Genomic DNA, 20,023 nt, shown 5'->3' with positions numbered 1-20,023 from the left:
GAAAAGGAGAATTACCGCGGGCGGATTAACCAGCCATTTGTTTTTCGCGGATTTCTGCCAGTGTTTTGCAGTCAATGCATAAGTCAGCGGTAGGACGAGCTTCCAGACGGCGAATGCCAATTTCAACACCACAGGATTCGCAGTAGCCGAAATCTTCGTCTTCCACTTTCTTAAGCGTTTTTTCGATTTTTTTGATCAGCTTACGTTCACGGTCACGGTTACGCAGTTCAAGGCTGAACTCTTCTTCCTGGGCTGCACGGTCAACCGGATCCGGGAAGTTTGCTGCCTCATCCTGCATGTGTGTTACGGTACGGTCTACTTCATCCCTGAGCTGATTACGCCATGCTTCAAGAATGCGCCTGAAGTGCGCTAATTGGGCGTCGTTCATATACTCTTCGCCCGGTTTTTCTTGATATGGTTCCACCCCAGCGATGGCGAGAATACTCAGGGACGATGTTTTACGGTTTTGCCCTTCTTGCATGTTGCTTCTCCTTAACACGCACTATCGATCCCCTGTCGGGGGAAAATCAGGTCGCTATAAATAACAGAAGCTTTTCCGGATAGCAATTATATAAACACACCTCTTGACAACCCTGTGAGGAAAAGCGTATTCACGCGCGCAGCATTTATCCAACAACATACTGACACGAAACAATCTGTTAGACCACAACATTGAGCGGGCGGTTCAGTACCATTTTTTCAGGGCTGATTGAGGCCCCCCAGGCATAAACTTCTACGCCGCTGTGCAGTGCTTTTTTGAGCAACTGCGCATAGGGCGCATCAATGTGGCTGGCGGGAGAAACACACGTAATGGCAGTGTGTAACGCCGCAAACAGTAATACCGCGCGTTCCCCCTGTTCCGCAATTGCTATCAGTTCACGCAAATGCTTTTGACCACGGGTTGTCACTGCATCAGGAAAATAGCCCTGACCCTCGTCCGAGAGCGTGACAGACTTAACTTCAATATAGCAGTTAACCTGTTTACATGCCTGTAACATAAAGTCGCACCGGCTGTTTTCGTGCCCATATTTTACTTCACGCTTAATATTTTCATAGCCAGTTAAGGCCGGAATACACCCAGCCCGCAAGGCTTCTTCTGTGAGTTGATTGGCACGCTGTGTGTTAACACAAATAACAGCGCCACTGCGGGTTTCTGTCAGTTCCCAGGTGCAGGCATACTTCCTTTTCGGGTTATCCGAGGTGGAATACCAGACTTTGTCGCCCGGGCTGCCGCACCCGGTCATTGCGCCGGTATTGGGGCAATGCAGTGTCAGGGCTTCTCCCTGCTCAGTAATAACATCAGCCAGAAAACGTTTGTAACGGCGCACCAGGGTGGCGGAATGTAATACAGGGGAAAAATCCATTAACTCTCCGGTTGCTCAAGAGGAAATTCAGCCAGTGGGGTATAGCGTGTGCGGCCCCGGGCGAATTGCGACTCGTAGAGTGCAAAACTGCTGACAGTGAAAGACCAGCGAAAACCAGGTGCAGGAAGCCGGGCATCGCGAGCTGCGTTGCGCCACAGTGTGATATGCGGATGGAATGGCTGCGGGCTTTGGTAGCAGCCATTACGCGCGGCTTGTGCTCGCAGCATATCAGCCAGTGACAGTAACCCGCGCGCCGGGCTGCGTGTCCCCAGCCAAATCACCTGTGAGCGCACCCACAGCCCTGCGTCATCCAGTGTCAGAGCAAAAGCACCCTGGCGAATTCTGCGGGCCAGTTGCATCAATACTTGTTGTTTCTCAGAGGTAACATCACCTAAAAAGGCCAGCGTCAGATGAAGGTTTGCTGCTGCAACTGGCCGCCCGGTTGTTTCCGGGAAGTGCGTTGCGCGCCAGTCAATAATTTCCTGTTGCAGGGGGGCTGGCAGGGCAATGGCAAAAAAGAGCCGTTTGGTTTCAGGCATAGTCGTCTGCTGGTGTAGTAAAAGTTACGGGCCGTGCATAATCACAGCTTACAGCCTACAATGCTGCTCTTTTTATGTTAACCCCTGGAGTGCTCTGTGTCGTTATTACCTGTTGCAGAAGTTGTGGATGAGCTGGTTTGTGCGCTGAACTCGGCACCACAGGTTTTGCTGAATGCACCTACCGGTGCAGGTAAATCGACGTGGCTACCGCTGCAACTATTGGCGCATTTTCGTGCTAAAGGGCGGATTATTTTGCTGGAGCCTCGCAGGCTGGCCGCGCGCAATGTCGCGCAGCGTCTTGCTGAGTTGTTGGGTGAAGAGCCGGGAGAGACTGTTGGTTACCGCATGCGGGCACAAACCTGCGTAGGCCCGCGAACCGTGCTGGAAGTCGTAACCGAAGGGATCCTCACTCGCATGATTCAGCGGGATCCTGAGCTTAGTGGCGTGGCGCTGGTCATTCTGGACGAGTTTCACGAGCGCAGCCTCCAGGCCGATATGGCTCTGGCATTGTTGCTGGATGTTCAAACGGGTTTGCGTGACGACCTGCGGGTACTGATTATGTCGGCAACTTTGGACGACGAACGCCTGAGTGCCTGTTTACCTGATGCGCCGGTGGTGGTTTCGTGTGGGCGTGCTTTCCCCGTCGAACGCCGCTACCAGTCTTTGGCAAGCCATATTCCTTTTGATGTGGCTGTTGCCCGTGCGGTGAACCAGTTATTACGGGAAGAAACAGGTTCTTTGTTATTGTTTTTACCCGGTGTTGGAGAAATTCAGCGTGTGCAGGAGGCGTTGGCATCCCTGGTCAGTGATGATGTGGTGCTGTGCCCTCTGTATGGCGCATTACCGCTGGCGGAACAGCGCAAAGCGATTCTTCCCGCTGGTGATGGGTTTAGAAAGGTGGTGCTGGCAACCAATATTGCTGAAACCAGCCTGACGATTGAAGGTATCCGGCTGGTGGTGGACAGCGCTCAGGAGCGCGCAGCCAGGTTTGATATCCGTACCGGGTTAACCCGCCTGGAAACGCTGCGTATTAGTCAGGCTTCCATGACACAACGCGCTGGCCGCGCCGGGCGGCTTGAGCCGGGTATCTGTGTCCATTTGACCAGTAAAGAACAGGCAGACAGAGCACCACTACAAAGTGAACCTGATATCCTGCACAGCGATATGAGTGGGCTGTTGCTGGAGCTTGCACAATGGGGCTGCCATGATGTTACAGCACTTACCTGGCTGGATACGCCTCCACAGGCAGCAGTAGCCGCAGCGCAAGCCTTACTACAACAGCTAGGTGTTATGGATGCGCAGTGGCGCCTCACTGAGCTGGGGCGCCAGGTTGCCGCCTTTGGTATTGAGCCGCGTGCCGGTGTAATGCTGGCTAACGCTCGGGATGCTGATGAGCGCGCGACTGCGGCAAAAATGGTCGCAATTATAGAAGAGCCGCCAAGAAACAGTGACGGTGATTTGCATGCTTTGCTGTACCGCAATATGCCTCAGTGGAACCAACGCGCCCGGCAATTGTTACAGCGTATCCACAAAAAAGCACCAACGGGTGAAGTGAACAGCCACTGTGCAACCCGGTTGTTGGCTTTAGCTTATGCTGACCGTATTGCCCGGCGCCGGGGGCAGAGTGGGCGCTATCAACTGGCGAATGGTATGGGTGCCATGCTGAGCCAGGATAATGCGCTGCACCGCTATGACTGGCTGGTCGCTGTGAGCTTGTTACAGGGCAACCAGTCACCCGATGCCCGTATCCTGCTGGCACTGCCGCTGGATATTGACGCTGTGCAGGCAGAAATGGGGCACCTGGTTGCTGTGCGCGACAGCGTTGAATGGCATGAAGATCAGGGAACATTGCGTGCAATTCGCCGTTGGCAAATTGGTGAGCTGGTGGTGAAGAGCCAGCCACTTGCCAAACCGTCTCAGGCGGATATGACTCAGGCGATTTTGAATGGCATACGTGATAAAGGCTTGTCTGCCCTGAACTGGACAGAAGCATCACAACAAATGCGGGTGCGAATTGCCTGTGCGGCGAACTGGTTACCTGAGTACAACTGGCCTTGTGTGGCTGATAGTGCATTATTGGCAACTATCGACACCTGGCTGGCGCCTGAAATTCAACAGGTTAGTTCTCGGCAGGCTTTGCAGAATGTGGATTTAGTTAAAGCTCTTTGCAATTTACTGGACTGGTCATTACGCCAACGTCTGGATAGTGAGCTACCAACTCATTACACTGTGCCCACCGGGAGTCGGGTTGCCATTCGTTATTTTAGCGATAAACCCCCCATACTCTCGGTAAGAATGCAGGAAATGTATGGCGAGGCCGTGACCCCGTGTATTGCACAGAACCGTGTTCCGCTAACGCTGGAGCTGCTTTCACCGGCAATGCGCCCGTTACAGGTAACCAGTGATCTGGGCGGGTTCTGGCAAGGGGCGTATCGGGAGGTTCAAAAAGAGATGAAAGGGCGTTATCCCAAACATCTCTGGCCGGACTCACCCGCGACAACCGCACCGACCCGCAGGACGAAAAAGTACCAGCCGCCAGTCTGAATCAGGCGGTTATCTGTTTTTTTGAGAGATTTCTTGTTTCAGAATTGGCGCAAGCAATGAGAATCAAACGCCTGCGCCTGGCGTTTTTTGGAGAAAAAGCATGGCGGGGAATGACCGCGAACCAATCGGACGTAAACCCAAATCTGGCCGTCCTTCAAAACCGAAAGCAAGCCGTCGCGGGCATCGTGATGATGATTACGATGACGACTACGACGATTACGACGATGAGTATGAGGACGAAGACGAGGAGCCCATGCCGAGTAAACGGAAAGGTAAGAAAAAGAGCCCACCCGGCAAAAAGCGCTGGTTGCTGTGGCTACTGGTAAAACTGTTCATTATTTTTGCAGTGATTGTCGCTGCATATGGGGTTTACCTCGACCAGAAAATCCGCAGCCGTATTGACGGGCAGGTCTGGCAATTACCGGCAGCCGTTTACGGCCGCATGGTAAGCCTGGAACCGGATATGCCGACCAGCAAAAAAGAGATGATCAATTTGCTGGAAGCAACCCAATACCGCCAGGTGACGCGGATGACGCGTCCTGGTGAGTTTACCGTCCAGGCGAATAGTATTGAGATGATCCGCCGTCCATTTGATTTCCCGGATGGCAAAGAAGGTCAGGTGCGGGCGCGCCTGGTGTTTGATGGTGACCACCTTGATTCCATCCAGAATATGGACAATGGCCGCAGCTTTGGCCTGTTGCGCCTCGACCCACGTTTGATAACCATGCTTTCTTCGCCTAATGGTGAAGAACGTTTGTTTGTGAAACGCTCAGGTTTCCCTGACTTGCTGGTGGACACGCTGATTGCTACAGAAGACCGGCATTTCTATGAACACGACGGGATAAGCCTGTACTCCATTGGCCGTGCGTTTATCGCGAATATCACCGCCGGTCGTGCCGTTCAGGGTGGGAGTACTCTGACTCAGCAGTTGGTCAAAAACCTGTTTTTATCCAATGAGCGTTCTTTGTGGCGTAAGGCCAATGAAGCCTATATGGCGCTGATTATGGATGCCCGCTACAGCAAAGACCGTATTCTCGAACTCTACCTGAATGAAGTTTACCTGGGGCAGAGTGGCAATAATGAGATTCGCGGTTTCCCGCTGGCCAGCCTGTATTACTTTGGCCGCCCGGTAGAAGAACTGAGCCTGGATCAACAGGCGTTGCTGGTTGGTATGGTGAAAGGGGCGTCATTGTATAACCCATGGAGCCGGCCAAAACTGGCCCTGGAACGGCGTAATATCGTATTGCGCTTGTTGCAGGAACAGAAAGTTATTGACCAGGATCTCTACGACACGCTAAGTGCGCGCCCGCTCGGTGTGCAGCCGCGTGGTGGCGTGATTTCGCCACAGCCTGCGTTTATGCAACTGGTTAAACAGGAATTGCAGCAGAAACTTGGCGATAAAATCAAAGACCTTTCCGGGGTGAAAATCTTCACAACGTTTGACCCGGTTTCCCAGGACGCCGCAGAAAAAGCGGTTACCGAAGGGATCCCGCAGTTGCGTAAGCAACGTAAATTGAGCGATCTGGAAACGGCGATGGTTGTCGTTGACCGTTTTACCGGGGAAGTTCGGGCGATTGTCGGTGGGTCTAATCCTCAGTTTGCCGGGTATAACCGTGCACTGCAGGCACGCCGCTCTATTGGTTCTTTGGCAAAACCAGCAACATACCTGACAGCACTGAGCCAGCCTAATCAGTATCGCCTGAATACCTGGATTGCTGATGCGCCTATTACTTTGCGTTTATCCAATGGCCAAACCTGGTCGCCGCAAAACGACGATAAGCGCTTCAGTGGGCAGGTGATGCTGGTGGATGCGCTTACTCGTTCAATGAACGTGCCGACGGTTAACCTGGGTATGACGCTGGGCCTGTCTTCTATTGTTGATACCTGGCAAAAACTGGGTGTCTCCAAAGACCAACTGACGCCAGTGCCCGCGATGTTGCTGGGTGCATTGAACCTTACCCCGATTGAAGTTGCACAGGCTTTCCAGACGATTGCCAGTGGCGGAAACCGGGCGACATTATCCGTATTGCGTTCAGTGATTGGTGAAGATGGTACCGTGCTGTACCAAAGCTTCCCGCAGGCGGAACGGGCTGTGCCGGCTCAGGCTGCCTATCTGACGCTCTACACCATGCAACAGGTGGTTAGCCGTGGTACCGGCCATGCGCTGAGTGTGAAGTTCCCGAAACTGCATTTGGCCGGTAAAACCGGGACTACGAACAATCTGGTAGATAGCTGGTTTGCGGGGATTGATGGCCGTGAGGTCGTGATTACCTGGCTTGGCCGCGATAATAATCAGCCAACACGTTTCTATGGTTCGAGTGGGGCAATGACTCTGTATCAGCGCTATCTTACTAATGAATCGCCAATGCCACTGGATTTGGTACCTCCGGAAGACGTTGTCGACATGAGTGTGGACGATATGGGGCAGTTCCAGTGCAACGGTGGTGGTGTGCGTACATTGCCGGTGTGGACCACCGACCCGTCTGTGTTGTGCCAGCAGTCTCAGCCAATGTCTCAGCAACCACCTGCGGCAGATGGCCAGCAGCAAGGGCAGCCGTCTCAACAACCGCAACAGCAGCAGCAACAGCCTCAACAACAAGAGAAGAGTGATGGTGTGGCGGGCTGGATAAAAGATATGTTCGGCAGTAATTAACCGTACAGCCCCTGTGAATGGCGTACTGTTTCCCCATCTTAACCAGAGGGAAGCCGTCGCCAAACAGGGGCAATATCTTCCCAAACATTAAGAAAGCAATACGGTCAGATGGAAATATCTGACAATACGTAAACCTGCCATTCAGGCTTGCTTCATGCCGCCCAGTTCGCATATCATTCATCGATTATAATAATTATTCTCGTTTACGTTCCTGTTTCCACCTGCCGGGATCGTAATATTCAACGGGAATTCATTATGTTACCGGGTGCTGCTGCACCGGTTTTTTCAATTCACACACCGCCAGGGCGACGTTGGCACCATGCAGGATACACAGAACACTACAACTCCTATCACTTTCCGCCTTGATAATGTTACGTTTCGGGTACCCGGGCGTACATTACTTCACCCTCTGAGTCTGGCTTTTCCTGAAGGCAAAGTTACTGGCCTGATAGGCCACAATGGCTCTGGAAAATCAACATTGTTGAAAATGTTAGGGCGCCACCAAACACCGAGTGAAGGGCAAATAACACTGGGTAATGCGCCACTGGAAACATGGAACAGTAAAGCCTGTGCGCGGCGTGTTGCATATTTGCCACAACAACTGCCAGCAGCGGAAGGGATGACCGTTCGGGAACTGGTTGCTATTGGGCGTTACCCCTGGCATGGCGCATTAGGGCGCTTTAGTGCCGAAGACCGGCAACATGTTGAAGACGCAATTGCCCTGGTTGGCTTGAAACCCTTTGCTCAACGCCTGGTAGACAGCTTGTCTGGTGGTGAACGCCAGCGGGCATGGATAGCGATGATGGTGGCGCAAAACAGCCAGTGTTTGCTGCTTGATGAACCCACCTCTGCGCTGGATATTGCTCACCAGGTTGAAGTGCTGGCACTGATTCACCGGCTCAGTGAACAACGTGGTTTAACCGTGATTGCGGTGCTGCATGACATCAATATGGCGGCCAGGTATTGCGACTATTTAGTCGCACTGCGCGGTGGGCAGATGATTGCTCAGGGGGAACCTGAACACATCATGCAACCTGAAACGCTGTCCATGATCTACGGTATTCCTATGGGAACCTTGTCTCACCCGGCGGGTGGTGCGCCAGTGAGTTTTGTTTGCTGATGAAATCTTTATCGCCTTCTTTATCCCGCCGTCAGTTACTCACGCTAATGGCTTCATCGCCGTTATGGTTGAAATCGCAGAATGCACTGGCGGCACGAATCAATCCGCACCGTGTTGCCGCACTGGAGTGGCTACCGGTTGAGTTGTTGATTGCACTGGGTGTTACCCCTTACGGTGTGGCGGATATTCCCAATTATCGCCGTTGGGTCAATGAGCCGTCATTGCCAGACTCGGTGATTGATTTAGGGTTACGTACTGAGCCGAACCTTGAATTACTGGCAAGTATAAAACCGTCACTGATTGTCTGGTCTGCTGGTTATGGCCCGGCAGCGACGAAGCTGGCCCGTATTGCTCCCGGGCAGGGTTTCACCTTCACCGATGGTAAACGCCCTCTGGATATGGCTCGCCACTCTTTAGTGCAAATGGCTGAGTTGCTCGATATGCAACAGGCGGCGCAAACCCACCTCAAGGAATACGATCAGTTTATCAATGGCCTGAAACCGGGCTTTGCGCACCGGGGGAAACGCCCAATATTACTGATGAGTTTGCTTGAGTCCCACCACGCTTTAGTGCTGGGTAATAACAGCTTATTCCAACAAGTGATGGACCCACTGGGTATTGAAAATGCCTGGCATGGCGAGATGACTTTCTGGGGCAGTGCGATTGTTGGTATTGAACGCCTGGCTGATATCCGCGATGCGGACGTATTGTGTTTCGGACATGGTGACGATGCCACAGAGCAGGCCATTATCAATACGCCTTTATGGCAGTCGATGCCCTTTGTGCGCCAGAACCGCTTTCATCGTGTTCCGGCTGTCTGGTTTTATGGCGCCACACTCTCAGCCATGCATTTTGGCCGTGTTCTGAGCCAAACGCTGGGGGAGAAAAAGTGATGCGTACTGTGCATATTTCACTTGGCGTGTTTGCTGCCATTCTGCTGTGTGGCACAGGGCTGACTGTGTTTAATTTACAGTCTTTATTGCCTTTTACTGACTGGTCTGCCGCATTCTGGTCGCCCTCATTTGATGCAGTCAACCAGATGTTATTCCACTACAGCGCATTACCTCGCCTGGTGATGTCGCTGATGGTCGGTGCCGGGTTGGGGCTGGTTGGGGTGTTATTCCAGCAGGTGCTGCGCAACCCACTGGCTGAACCCACCACATTAGGGGTGGCGACCGGGGCGCAATTGGGCATTACGGTGTCCACCTTGTGGGTTTTACCTGGTGGGGTGCTGGCTCAGCAATTTTCCGCACTGTTTGGTGCCTGCGTGGTGGGCGGGCTGGTCTTTGGCGTTGCCTGGGGCAAACGCCTGTCACCTGTTACGCTCATTCTTGCCGGGTTGGTGGTCAGCCTGTATTGCGGTGCGGTGAACCAGCTCCTGGTGATTTTTCACCATGACCAGTTACAAAGCATGTTTTTGTGGAGCACGGGCGCACTGAATCAGACGGACTGGCTGGGGGTTACCCGGTTATGGCCGGTACTGGTTTTCGGTGTACTGATGACCGTGCTCTTGCTACGCCCATTAACTTTGTTGGGGCTGGATGATGGCGTTGCCCGTAATTTGGGGCTGATGTTGTCACTGGCTCGTTTTGCCACGCTTATCCTGGCGATAGGCATCAGTGCAATGCTGGTCAACGCGGTAGGGATTATTGGCTTTATTGGGCTGTTTGCTCCGCTCCTGGCAAAACTGTTGGGTGCCCGCAGGCTGACCAGCCGTTTGTTGCTTGCCCCGGTCATTGGCGCGCTGATTCTGTGGCTATCTGACCAGGTCGTTGTGTTATTGACCCGGGAGTGGCGTGAAATCTCAACCGGTACCATTACGTCGTTAATTGGTGCGCCATTGTTATTATGGTTGCTGCCGCGCCTGCGTTCACTGAACGCACCGTCTTTGGCTCAGGGCGACAGTGTGACCCCGGAGCGCCAGCATGTGGTGTGGTTCGCTCTGGTTGGCGCAGGCATCTTGTTATTACTGGCGGGGGTGGCGTTATCACTGGGGCGCGACAGCCATGGTTGGTTCTTTGCCACCGGGCATGAGCTGGACTCGCTGCTGTTCTGGCGCTGGCCGCGAGTGCTATCTGCCCTGAGTGCTGGGTGTATGCTGGCGGTCGCCGGGTGCATTATACAGCGCCTCACTGGGAATGGCATGGCAAGCCCGGAGGTTCTGGGTATCAGCTCCGGGGCTGCATTCGGCGTAGTGTTAATGCTGTTCTTTGTTCCCGGTGATGCGTTTGCCTGGTTGCTGCCCGCCGGGTGCCTGGGGGCTGCGGCTACACTGGTGGTGATTTTGTTGGTGGCCGGCAAAGGCGGGTTTTCTCCGCAACGCATGCTACTGGCCGGGATGGCGCTCAGTACCGCATTTACTATGCTACTGATGATGCTACAGGCCAGTGGTGATCCGCGTATGGCACAGGTTCTGACCTGGCTTTCTGGTTCAACTTATAATGTTTCTGCAGAGCAGGCCATCCGGGCAACTGTCATCATGGTTGTGCTTCTGGCTGTTACGCCACTGTGCAGGCGCTGGTTGACTGTACTCCCGCTGGGAAGTGAAATGTCGCGTTCGGTAGGGCTGGCTCTGACACCAGTGCGCATTGGTTTACTGTTGTTAGCCGCCGCGCTGACTGCCGCCGCAACGCTGACCATCGGGCCACTAAGTTTTGTTGGGCTGATGGCCCCACATATCACCCGTATGATGGGGTTTCGCAGAACATTCCCGCAACTGGTCATTGCAGCGCTGTTAGGTGGGTTGTTGATGATGTCTGCTGACTGGCTGGGCCGGATGTTATTGTTCCCATACCAGGTACCTGCCGGGTTGCTCGCCACTTTTATCGGCGCACCCTATTTTGTTTACTTGTTGCGTAAGCAAACGCACTGACTTGTGAGACGGCCAGGTCAGTGAACCTGGCCGCCTTTACACGCTTACTTTATTGTTTACCTGAGCCTGGTATCAGGCGAGTTGCGCAAATACATTACGGGCAACATCAATCGTGGCGTTAATGTCTTCCGGTGTGTGAGCCACAGACATAAAACCAGCCTCAAATGCAGACGGCGCCAGGTAAACCCCGCCTTCAAGCATCAGGTGGAAGAAGCGTTTAAACCGCTCAACATCACAGGCCATAACATCCTGGTAGCAGGTGACAGCGGGCGCATCGGTGAAGAACAGGCCAAACATGCCTCCCACATGGTTTACCACGAAAGGAATTCCAGCCTGGTCTGCGGCCTCTTTGAGGCCTTCAGCCAGTTGTGTGGTTAAGGCGTCCAGCGTGGCATGTACACCAGGTTGCGCTACTTCGGTCAGGCAGGCATAACCCGCCGCCATTGCAATTGGGTTACCGGAAAGGGTACCGGCCTGGTACACCGGGCCAGTTGGCGCCAGTGCTTCCATGATTTCTCGCCGCCCACCAAATGCACCTACCGGCATACCGCCGCCAATGATTTTACCCAGGCAGGTTAAGTCTGGTTCAACATTGTAGTAAGACTGAGCGCCCGCCAGTGCGACACGGAAACCTGTCATCACCTCATCAATTATCAGCAATGCACCAAACTCATCGCACAGTGCGCGCAGGCCTGGTAAAAACTCAGGCAGAGGCGGAACACAGTTCATATTGCCAGCGACAGGCTCAACAATAATGCAGGCGATCTCTTCCGGGTATTGTTCGAATGTCGCACGTACTGAATCCAGCGAGTTATAGGTGCAGGTCAGTGTATGGCGGGCAAAATCAGCCGGCACACCAGGGGAATTAGGCTGCCCGAGGGTGAGTGCGCCTGAGCCTGCTTTCACCAGCAGGCAGTCTGCGTGGCCATGATAACAACCTTCAAACTTGATTAGCTTGTCGCGTCCGGTGTACCCTCGTGCAAGGCGGATAGCACTCATAGTTGCTTCCGTACCTGAGTTGACCATACGAACCATATCCATGGTTGGCACTAACTCAGTCACCAGTTGCGCCATCTTAACTTCCATTTCAGTTGGTGCACCAAAGCTCAATCCACGTTGAGCGGCTTCGATCACCGCATTACGGATAGCCGGGTGATTATGGCCAAGCACCATTGGCCCCCAGGAACCCACGTAGTCAATATAGGCTTTGCCATCGGCGTCGTAGAGTCTGGCCCCGTCAGCACGTTCGATAAATAGCGGTACGCCGCCGACGCCTGTAAATGCGCGGACGGGGGAATTGACGCCACCAGGGATCAATTCTCTGGCGGTGGCATACAAGTTTTCTGACTTACTCATCAATGGACTCCTGAGGGGTATATGTAAGCGTGCGGGTCATTCTAAGTGATTCGGTAAACGTTATGAAAGTTTTGCCCGATTGAAACAACACATTATGTATTGATTTCGGACAGGACTAACCCGAGCGGGGCAGGTAGAATGCTGCCTCATTTGTATTACTAATCGCACTGATAACTCATGAAACCTGAAACACCTTCTTTTGAAGCACAGCAGATTATTCGGTTACGGCGTGGCGACATGGTTCGCCGGCTGGTAAGGCGAGACAAAACGCCACTGGCAGTTCTTATTATGGCCGCTGTTGTAGGAACCCTGGCAGGTCTTGCCGGAGTAGGTTTTGAGAAAGCTGTTAATTGGGTATTACATTACCGAATGAGCATGCTACTCAACTTTGCTGATTCCCATTTTTTGGTGTGGCCGCTGGCATTTATTGCCTCTGCACTACTGGCAATGGTGGGGTATTGGCTGGTTCGCCGTTTTGCCCAGGAAGCGGGTGGTTCAGGCATTCCGGAAATTGAAGGTGCGCTGGAGGAGTTACGCCCGGTCCGCTGGTGGCGAGTTATTCCAGTGAAGTTTATTGGTGGGATGGGCACCCTTGGGGCCGGTATGGTGCTTGGGCGTGAAGGGCCAACCGTGCAACTGGGGGGGAATATCGGGCGTATGGTGCTCGATATATTTCGTATTCGTGGCGCGGAATCCCGCCATACATTGCTGGCAACCGGGGCGGCTGCCGGGCTGTCTGCGGCGTTTAATGCGCCACTGGCAGGCATATTATTCATTATTGAAGAGATGCGCCCACAATTTCGCTACAGCCTGATTTCTATTAAGGCCGTGTTTATTGGTGTGATTATGTCCACGATTGTTTTCCGTTACTTCAATGGTGAAGTATCGGTGATAGAAGTGGGCAAGCTCAGCGTGGCGCCAGTCAATACGTTATGGCTGTATCTGATCCTCGGTATGATTTTTGGGATTGTCGGCCCGATTTTTAACTCACTTATTTTTCGTACCCAGGATATGTTCCAACGCCTGCACGGCGGCGAGACCAAAAAATGGGTACTGATCGGTGGGATTTTGGGTGGTATATGCGGGGTTTTAGGGTTTATTGAACCGGAAGCTGCTGGTGGTGGCTTTAATTTAATCCCTATTGCTGCAGCCGGGAACTATGCGGTAGGGACACTGTTATTTATCTTTATTGCGCGCATTATTACTACCTTGCTGTGTTTTAGTTCTGGTGCACCTGGCGGGATTTTTGCACCAATGCTTGCGTTGGGCACACTTTTTGGCACCGCATACGGTATGGCCTGTACTGCCTGGTTCCCCGGGTATCATCTGGAAGCAGGTACATTTGCTATTGCAGGAATGGGGGCGCTGTTTGCTGCTTCTGTGCGTGCGCCGTTGACTGGTATCGTTCTGGTACTGGAAATGACCGATAATTATCAGCTCATTTTGCCAATGATTATCACCTGTCTCGGCGCTACGCTATTAGCACAATTCTTAGGCGGAAAACCGCTGTATTCTTCTATTCTGGCGCGTACATTAGCTAAACAGGATGCGCAGCAGAAAACCGCTCAACCCCAGGCCGCTTCGCTGGAGAATACTTGAACGATTCACCAGGGTATTAGATAATCACCAATAAGTACTGGCGCAGGGCAGGTGTATCCACCGGGTATTGTGCTGTCTGGCAGGCCTGTTTGTGGGCATGCCTTGCGTGAGTTGTTTCTTCGTTGGGAGCAGAAAATGAGTGATGATGTCGCGTTGCCGTTGCAGTTTACTGATGCAGCCGCTAATAAAGTAAAAAGTCTGATCGCGGATGAAGAGAACCCGAATCTGAAGTTGCGTGTATATATTACTGGCGGTGGTTGTAGTGGATTCCAGTATGGCTTCACCTTTGATGATCAAATTAACGAAGGTGATATGACCATCGAAAAACAGGGTGTGGCACTGGTTGTTGACCCAATGAGCCTGCAGTATCTGGTAGGTGGAGCGGTAGACTATACCGAAGGGCTTGAAGGTTCCCGTTTTGTGGTGAATAACCCCAATGCGAAAAGCACCTGTGGCTGTGGTTCTTCTTTCAGTATCTGACCAGCCTTTGTGATGTTTCGCCTGGCGCCGTGCAAATGCACGGCGTCGTCATTTTGGCCGGGCGGTGCTATGGGCCGTTTGTCAGTGCGTTCTGTCATCCAGTGCAAAGGTGGGTAGCTTCAGGTGCCAGCGAATTGCGGCCAGGCGAATAACCAGCGTGATTACCATGCCTGCCATACTGGCGATTTCAAGTGGTACGCCAAAAGCGTAGTAGGCGGTCGCATGGACAATCCCGCCAACAATACAGGCTGTTGCATAGATTTCCGTTCTGAGGATCATCGGAACTTCCCGGGCCAGAACATCACGAATAATCCCACCACCGACACCTGTTACCACCCCCATACAAATGGCAACCAGCGGGCCGGTATCGGCAGCAAAAGCCTTATTCACCCCAATTCCGACAAAAACAGCCAGGCCAACGGCGTCGAGCACCGGCAGGATCCACTTAGGTAAGCGGCGGGGCTGGCGAACTAACAAAATAGTCAGCATACAGGTCACCATCGCAACGACCAGGTCAGTTGGGTCCTTTACCCAAAAAACGGGTCCGTTATTCAGGGCCATATCCCGTATCGTGCCACCGCCAATAGCGGTTACCACCCCAAGCACCAGCACACCAAAAGGGTCCATACGCAGCTTGCCCGCTAACAAAACACCTGAAATAGCAAAAACAGCGGTGCCGATGATATCCAGCCAGTACACCAACATGGTCTTCCTCTTGAATGCCTTTCCAAAAACATTTCCCGGCGGATTGGTACCGCCAGGTGAGTTAATGTGCCGGCTTGTTTACATTGGGCAAACCAGCCAGCCCTGCACATATCTGTTGTGCGGCGAGGATAATACGTGGGCCTGCACGTTCAAACCAGTCGTTATTTACCGCAATAACCGACGCTGAAAGTTGATTGTGCCAAAATTGTTCAATTTTTGGGATTTGTGCCTCATTGCCGGTAACCAGAATCACCTGAGGTTTCCTGGCCAGAACCTGCTCGCGGCTAACCTGTGGCCAGGGAACCGCGCTGCCGGCAAAAACATTGTCGCCCCCACATACCTGCAGGACCTGGTTTTGAATGGAATCCTGGCCGGTTGTGAACAGTGGCTGGCCACCAAATTGTAAAAACACCCGCTTGCGTGGGGTGGCGGCATAGCGTTTTTCAAGCGCCACAAACTGTGACATCAACGTGTCTGCGGCCTTTGATGCCTGCTCCGGGTGGGGGCTCCACGCAGCCAGTTGGCGAATGGCATCTGCAACCTGAGAGACACTTTGCGGGTCAAGCCACAATACATGAATCCTCAACGCAGACAACTGGTCGACCTGCCTTTGAGCATTGGCTCCCTGCCAGGCCACCACCAGGTCAGGCTTCAATGCAACGATACGTTCGAGATTGATTCCCTGCCAGTTGGCCACCTGCTCAATTGACTTTGCCGCTGGCGGGTAATCAGACCAGGCGCTGACAGCAACAGGGGTGATCCCGGCAGCAAAAGCCAGTTCGGTATTGCCAGGCGAGAGTGTAATAACACGCGGCGCGGCCATAAGCCACGCCGGGAAGAGCAATAAAGCGAATACAGGTAACAGCAGGTAATTAGCTCTGAGCAAGTTTTTGTACCAGGCGCTCAACCAGTAAAGTTGACTGTTTCGCCGCAACAGTCAGAAACTCGTCAAAACTCAGGTGTGACTGTTGGTCTGCTACATCGGAAATGGCACGGACCACAACAAAAGGCACGGAAAATTTATGGCAGACATGGCCAATTGCCGTTGCTTCCATTTCTACTGCAATGGCTTTCGGGAAGTTGTGGCGAATTTTTGCCAGGCCAACGGAGCCATTAATAAATGCATCACCGCTAACAACCAGGCCGCGTACGGCGTGAAGTGACAGCTCTGTAATGCATTGTTCCGCAGCTTCCACCAGTTTTTCATCGGCTTTAAAGCCGGCAGGGCACCCTGGAAGCTGGCCATATTCATAACCAAATGCGGTCACATCGGCATCGTGGTAGCGAACCTCATCGGAAACCACGATATCACCCACTTTCAACGTCGGCGCCAGGCCACCAGCTGAGCCGGTGTTAATAATGACATCGGGTTTGCAGTGCTCCAGTAACAATGTCGCGCCAACGGCTGCAGACACTTTGCCTATCCCGGATTTTAACAGCGCGACTTCAGTGCCGTTCAACGTACCGGTATAGATTTCGCAACCAGCCAGTTCAATCGTCTGGCGGTTTTCGATTTTGTCACGCAGGAGCGTAACTTCTTCTTCCATTGCACCAATGATGCCTGCTTTCATAGCCATACCTGTTTAAATGATGTATTCAGAGACATAGTCTATCATGGCAGACAAACAGGATTTAATCGGATTATTTTTTCCCTTTTAAGGCGGTGATATGAGTGAGTTCAATTTCCAAAAGAAAATAAACTGGCATCGTCAATTCCGTTCGCCAGAGGGGACAAAAAATGAGCATGAAATCCAGCGGATTTTTGAAAGTGATCGCGGGCGAATTATTAATTCAGCGGCCATTCGCCGGTTACAGCAAAAAACGCAGGTGTTTCCACTGGAGCGTAATGCTGCAGTACGCACACGCCTTACCCATTCAATGGAAGTACAGCAGGTAGGGCGTTATATCGCTAAAGAGGTTATCAGCCGCCTGAAAGAGGCCCGGTTGCTGGAGCAATACGGGTTAAGTGAACTGACCGGGCCCTTCGAAAGTATTGTTGAAATGGCCTGCCTGATGCATGACGTCGGTAACCCGCCATTCGGGCACTTTGGTGAAGCGGCTATTAACGACTGGTTCCGGCAACGCCTGCTTCCTGGTGCTGATACAGACGCGCCGGGTAAAGAAGCCCGCGCAGCAGAGGTTTTGTGTTTGCGTGAAGGGGAGACTGCACTGAATACTCTGCGCCAGCATGTAATAACAGATTTGTGCCACTTTGAAGGAAATGCTCAGGGTATTCGTCTGGTCAATACCTTGATGCGTATGAACCTCACCTGGGCACAAATGGGGTGTATTTTAAAATACACCCGGCCAGCCTGGGAAAGCGGCCCGGCACCAGAGGGTTTCCACTATTTAATGAAGAAACCGGGTTTTTATCTTTCAGAAGCGAATTATATTGTACGGTTACGTAAAGAACTTTCACTTGAGGAAAATTGTCGTTTCCCTCTTACCTGGATAATGGAAGCTGCAGATGATATTTCTTATTGTGTTGCCGATTTAGAAGATGCAGTAGAAAAGCGGATTTTTAGCCTTGAGCAACTTTACCAGCACCTTTCTACTGCCTGGGGAACCCACCAAACGGGAGATCTTTTCTCACTGGTTGTGGAAGATGCATGGGAAAAATCACGAGCGGGAAAAGTACGCAGTGGTGCTGAAGATGTGTTCTTCATGTATTTGCGCGTTAATACTCTCAGTAAACTGGTTCCTCATGCTGCCCGGCGATTTATTGATAATCTGCCTGAAATATACCCCGGGCATTTTAATCATGCGTTATTGGAAGATGACAGCCAGTACAGCCGTTTACTTGGTATGTTCAAACATGTTGCTATGCGGCATGTTTTTTCGCACCCGGATGTTGAACAACTCGAATTACAAGGTTACCGAGTAATCAGTGGGTTGCTTGATATTTACCGGCCTCTTCTCCTGCTGCCACTTGCTGATTTCCATTTATTAGTTTCTGGGGAAAATGTTCGTCGGTTGCCCATAGAAAGCAGGCTGTATCATAAGCTTTCCAGCAAGCATTGCATGGCGTATCAGGAAGCAATTGAGAAGCTGGATAACACAAAGCCTGAATATCCTGTTTGGGAGTTCTATTACCGTTGTCGGCTTATTCAGGACTATATCAGTGGCATGACAGATTTGTATGCATGGGATGAATACCGTCGCCTGATGGCCGTGGAATAATATCGGTGAGTTTTGTAAAGACGCACAATACTTTTTTACTTTTGTGAAAACGCTGTCGTGGAACTTAACGCTATAAATATGACTCTGATAACCACGAACACAGCAACGTTGTATTACCTGCTTAATTTGAGAATGAGCCATATGAAAAAAACGACACTAGCATTGAGCGCCCTGGCACTGAGCCTGGGCCTGGCATTAAACCCGGTGGCAGCGCTGGCGGCGGAAACCTCTTCAGCTTCAACTTCGCAAGAAATGCCCAGCCTGGCACCTATGCTGGAAAAAATTATGCCTTCTGTCGTCAGTATTAATGTTGAAGGCAGCACGACAGTGAATACGCCACGTATGTCGCGTAACTTCCAGCAATTCTTTGGTGATAATTCACCATTCTGCCAGGATGGTTCACCATTCCAGAACTCACCCTTCTGCCAGGGCGGTGGTAGCGGTGATGGCGGCGGTAATGATGGCAGCCAGCAGCAAAAATTTATGGCGCTGGGTTCCGGTGTCATTATTGATGCGGATAAAGGCTATGTGGTAACCAATAACCACGTTGTTGAAAACGCAACGTCAATTAAAGTGCAACTGAGTGATGGCCGCCGGTTTGATGCAAAAGTGGTTGGCAAAGACCCGCGTTCTGATATTGCGCTGATCCAACTGAAAGATCCCAAAAACCTGACTGCGATAAAAATTGCTGATTCCGATAATTTGCGGGTTGGTGATTATACCGTGGCGATCGGTAACCCTTATGGTTTGGGCGAGACAGTAACATCAGGTATTGTTTCTGCGCTGGGGCGTAGCGGGCTGAATGTTGAAAATTATGAAAACTTTATTCAGACCGACGCCGCCATTAACCGGGGTAACTCTGGTGGTGCGCTGGTTAACCTCAAAGGTGAGTTAATCGGTATTAACACCGCTATTCTGGCACCAGATGGTGGCAACATCGGTATTGGTTTTGCTATCCCGAGTAATATGGTGAAAAACCTGACAGCTCAGATGATTCAGTACGGTCAGGTTCGCCGCGGTGAACTGGGCATAATGGGGACAGAACTGAACTCTGAACTGGCAAAAGCGATGAAAGTTGACGCCCAGCGTGGCGCTTTCGTAAGCCAGGTTCTGCCGAACTCTTCTGCAGCCAAAGCAGGTATTAAAGCCGGGGACGTAATTGTCTCTATGAACGATAAACCGATTAACAGTTTTGCAGCGTTGCGTGCTGAAATCGGTTCTATGCCTGTCGGCAGCAAAATGAAACTGGGCTTGCTGCGTGAAGGCAAGCGCATTGACGTGAATGTTGAACTGCAGCAGAGCAGCCAAAACCAGGTTGATTCCTCCAGTATCTTCAGTGGTATTGAAGGTGCAGAGATGAGTAACCGAGCTGGTAAAGATAAAGGCGTTGTGGTGAACAGCGTGAAAGCAGGTTCACAGGCGGCGCGTATCGGGCTGAAAAAAGGCGACATTATTGTGGGGGCAAATCAGCAACCTGTGAACAACATTGCTGAACTGCGCAAAATTTTGGATAGCAAACCGAGCGTACTGGCGTTGAATATTCAACGTGGTGACAGTTCCATTTATCTGCTCCTCCAGTAATGCATTGCTGAGCAATTTTTCTGAGTTAAA

The 20,023-nt window shown here is 52.0% G+C and carries 16 protein-coding genes; 9 read left to right on the top strand and 7 right to left on the bottom strand.

What is annotated here, in order from left to right; all coding sequences use genetic code 11:
* Positions 1-25: 25 nt before the first annotated feature.
* The 3 genes from dksA to thpR all read right to left on the bottom strand — a co-directional run bounded on the left by dksA (position 26) and on the right by thpR (position 1,903).
* A complete protein-coding gene (gene dksA, locus DT73_RS06900; RefSeq protein WP_036106071.1) occupies positions 26-481 on the bottom strand; it encodes an RNA polymerase-binding protein DksA in 456 nt (151 codons plus the stop codon).
* A gap of 178 nt (positions 482-659) precedes the next feature.
* Positions 660-1,364, bottom strand: coding sequence for a DNA/RNA nuclease SfsA (sfsA, locus tag DT73_RS06895; RefSeq protein WP_036106067.1), 705 nt, complete (start codon positions 1,362-1,364; stop codon positions 660-662).
* On the bottom strand, positions 1,364-1,903 hold the full coding sequence (gene thpR, locus DT73_RS06890; protein WP_036106064.1) for an RNA 2',3'-cyclic phosphodiesterase: 540 nt from the start codon (positions 1,901-1,903) through the stop codon (positions 1,364-1,366). The genes sfsA and thpR overlap by 1 nt, the downstream gene beginning before the upstream one ends.
* 96 nt (positions 1,904-1,999) lie before the next feature.
* Between thpR and hrpB the strand changes: the two genes are divergently transcribed.
* The 5 genes from hrpB (at position 2,000) to fhuB (ending at position 11,092) form a co-directional block, all read left to right on the top strand.
* Positions 2,000-4,447, top strand: coding sequence for an ATP-dependent helicase HrpB (gene hrpB / locus DT73_RS06885; RefSeq protein WP_036106063.1), 2,448 nt, complete (start codon positions 2,000-2,002; stop codon positions 4,445-4,447).
* A 100-nt stretch (positions 4,448-4,547) separates the two neighbouring features.
* Positions 4,548-7,100 (top strand): bifunctional glycosyl transferase/transpeptidase, encoded by a 2,553-nt coding sequence (mrcB, locus tag DT73_RS06880; protein WP_036106060.1) that lies wholly within the window; start codon positions 4,548-4,550, stop codon positions 7,098-7,100.
* A 319-nt stretch (positions 7,101-7,419) separates the two neighbouring features.
* Positions 7,420-8,220 carry a Fe3+-hydroxamate ABC transporter ATP-binding protein FhuC gene (gene fhuC, locus DT73_RS06875; protein ID WP_036106866.1) on the top strand — a complete coding sequence of 267 codons (801 nt, stop codon included), beginning with the start codon at positions 7,420-7,422 and terminating at the stop codon, positions 8,218-8,220.
* Positions 8,220-9,113, top strand: a complete 894-nt coding sequence (gene fhuD, locus DT73_RS06870; protein ID WP_036106057.1) for a Fe(3+)-hydroxamate ABC transporter substrate-binding protein FhuD — start codon at positions 8,220-8,222, stop codon at positions 9,111-9,113. The genes fhuC and fhuD overlap by 1 nt, the downstream gene beginning before the upstream one ends.
* On the top strand, positions 9,113-11,092 hold the full coding sequence (gene fhuB / locus DT73_RS06865; protein ID WP_051691292.1) for a Fe(3+)-hydroxamate ABC transporter permease FhuB: 1,980 nt from the start codon (positions 9,113-9,115) through the stop codon (positions 11,090-11,092). The genes fhuD and fhuB overlap by 1 nt, the downstream gene beginning before the upstream one ends.
* A gap of 72 nt (positions 11,093-11,164) precedes the next feature.
* Here fhuB and hemL read toward each other — a convergent pair whose 3' ends face one another.
* Positions 11,165-12,448: a glutamate-1-semialdehyde 2,1-aminomutase gene (gene hemL / locus DT73_RS06860; protein WP_036106054.1), complete on the bottom strand. Its 1,284-nt coding sequence runs from the start codon at positions 12,446-12,448 to the stop codon at positions 11,165-11,167.
* Positions 12,449-12,625: 177 nt separating this feature from the next.
* Here hemL and clcA point away from each other — a divergent pair, with 177 nt between their 5' ends.
* On the top strand, positions 12,626-14,047 hold the full coding sequence (gene clcA / locus DT73_RS06855; protein ID WP_036106052.1) for a H(+)/Cl(-) exchange transporter ClcA: 1,422 nt from the start codon (positions 12,626-12,628) through the stop codon (positions 14,045-14,047).
* Positions 14,048-14,182: 135 nt separating this feature from the next.
* A complete protein-coding gene (gene erpA, locus DT73_RS06850; protein ID WP_036106861.1) occupies positions 14,183-14,527 on the top strand; it encodes an iron-sulfur cluster insertion protein ErpA in 345 nt (114 codons plus the stop codon).
* An 81-nt stretch (positions 14,528-14,608) separates the two neighbouring features.
* Here erpA and DT73_RS06845 read toward each other — a convergent pair whose 3' ends face one another.
* The 3 genes from DT73_RS06845 to mtnN form a co-directional block, all read right to left on the bottom strand.
* Positions 14,609-15,232, bottom strand: a complete 624-nt coding sequence (locus tag DT73_RS06845) for a TRIC cation channel family protein (RefSeq protein WP_036106049.1) — start codon at positions 15,230-15,232, stop codon at positions 14,609-14,611.
* Positions 15,233-15,293: 61 nt separating this feature from the next.
* Complete coding sequence (btuF, locus tag DT73_RS06840; protein ID WP_036106046.1) at positions 15,294-16,118, bottom strand: vitamin B12 ABC transporter substrate-binding protein BtuF; 825 nt, start codon at positions 16,116-16,118, stop codon at positions 15,294-15,296.
* Complete coding sequence (gene mtnN / locus DT73_RS06835; protein WP_036106044.1) at positions 16,105-16,803, bottom strand: 5'-methylthioadenosine/S-adenosylhomocysteine nucleosidase; 699 nt, start codon at positions 16,801-16,803, stop codon at positions 16,105-16,107. The genes btuF and mtnN overlap by 14 nt, the downstream gene beginning before the upstream one ends.
* Positions 16,804-16,900: 97 nt before the next feature.
* Between mtnN and dgt the strand changes: the two genes are divergently transcribed.
* A complete protein-coding gene (gene dgt, locus DT73_RS06830; RefSeq protein ID WP_036106040.1) occupies positions 16,901-18,412 on the top strand; it encodes a dGTPase in 1,512 nt (503 codons plus the stop codon).
* 141 nt (positions 18,413-18,553) lie between these two features.
* Positions 18,554-19,993: a serine endoprotease DegP gene (degP, locus tag DT73_RS06825; protein ID WP_036106038.1), complete on the top strand. Its 1,440-nt coding sequence runs from the start codon at positions 18,554-18,556 to the stop codon at positions 19,991-19,993.
* Positions 19,994-20,023: the final 30 nt, after the last annotated feature.

The sequence above is a fragment of the Mangrovibacter sp. MFB070 genome (assembly GCF_000705335.1).
Lineage (GTDB): Bacteria > Pseudomonadota > Gammaproteobacteria > Enterobacterales > Enterobacteriaceae > Mangrovibacter > Mangrovibacter plantisponsor.
This window is presented reverse-complemented; position numbering and strand designations above follow the sequence as displayed.

Coding starts and splice junctions, on each gene's coding strand:
- mtnN (WP_036106044.1), bottom strand. CDS start 16,803: ATGAAAGCAGGCATCATTGGTGCAATGGAAGAAGAAGTTACGCTCCTG.
- degP (WP_036106038.1), top strand. CDS start 18,554: ATGAAAAAAACGACACTAGCATTGAGCGCCCTGGCACTGAGCCTGGGC.
- fhuC (WP_036106866.1), top strand. CDS start 7,420: ATGCAGGATACACAGAACACTACAACTCCTATCACTTTCCGCCTTGAT.
- dgt (WP_036106040.1), top strand. CDS start 16,901: ATGAGTGAGTTCAATTTCCAAAAGAAAATAAACTGGCATCGTCAATTC.
- erpA (WP_036106861.1), top strand. CDS start 14,183: ATGAGTGATGATGTCGCGTTGCCGTTGCAGTTTACTGATGCAGCCGCT.
- fhuB (WP_051691292.1), top strand. CDS start 9,113: ATGCGTACTGTGCATATTTCACTTGGCGTGTTTGCTGCCATTCTGCTG.
- DT73_RS06845 (WP_036106049.1), bottom strand. CDS start 15,232: ATGTTGGTGTACTGGCTGGATATCATCGGCACCGCTGTTTTTGCTATT.
- hemL (WP_036106054.1), bottom strand. CDS start 12,448: ATGAGTAAGTCAGAAAACTTGTATGCCACCGCCAGAGAATTGATCCCT.
- sfsA (WP_036106067.1), bottom strand. CDS start 1,364: ATGGATTTTTCCCCTGTATTACATTCCGCCACCCTGGTGCGCCGTTAC.
- mrcB (WP_036106060.1), top strand. CDS start 4,548: ATGGCGGGGAATGACCGCGAACCAATCGGACGTAAACCCAAATCTGGC.
- dksA (WP_036106071.1), bottom strand. CDS start 481: ATGCAAGAAGGGCAAAACCGTAAAACATCGTCCCTGAGTATTCTCGCC.
- fhuD (WP_036106057.1), top strand. CDS start 8,220: ATGAAATCTTTATCGCCTTCTTTATCCCGCCGTCAGTTACTCACGCTA.
- clcA (WP_036106052.1), top strand. CDS start 12,626: ATGAAACCTGAAACACCTTCTTTTGAAGCACAGCAGATTATTCGGTTA.
- thpR (WP_036106064.1), bottom strand. CDS start 1,903: ATGCCTGAAACCAAACGGCTCTTTTTTGCCATTGCCCTGCCAGCCCCC.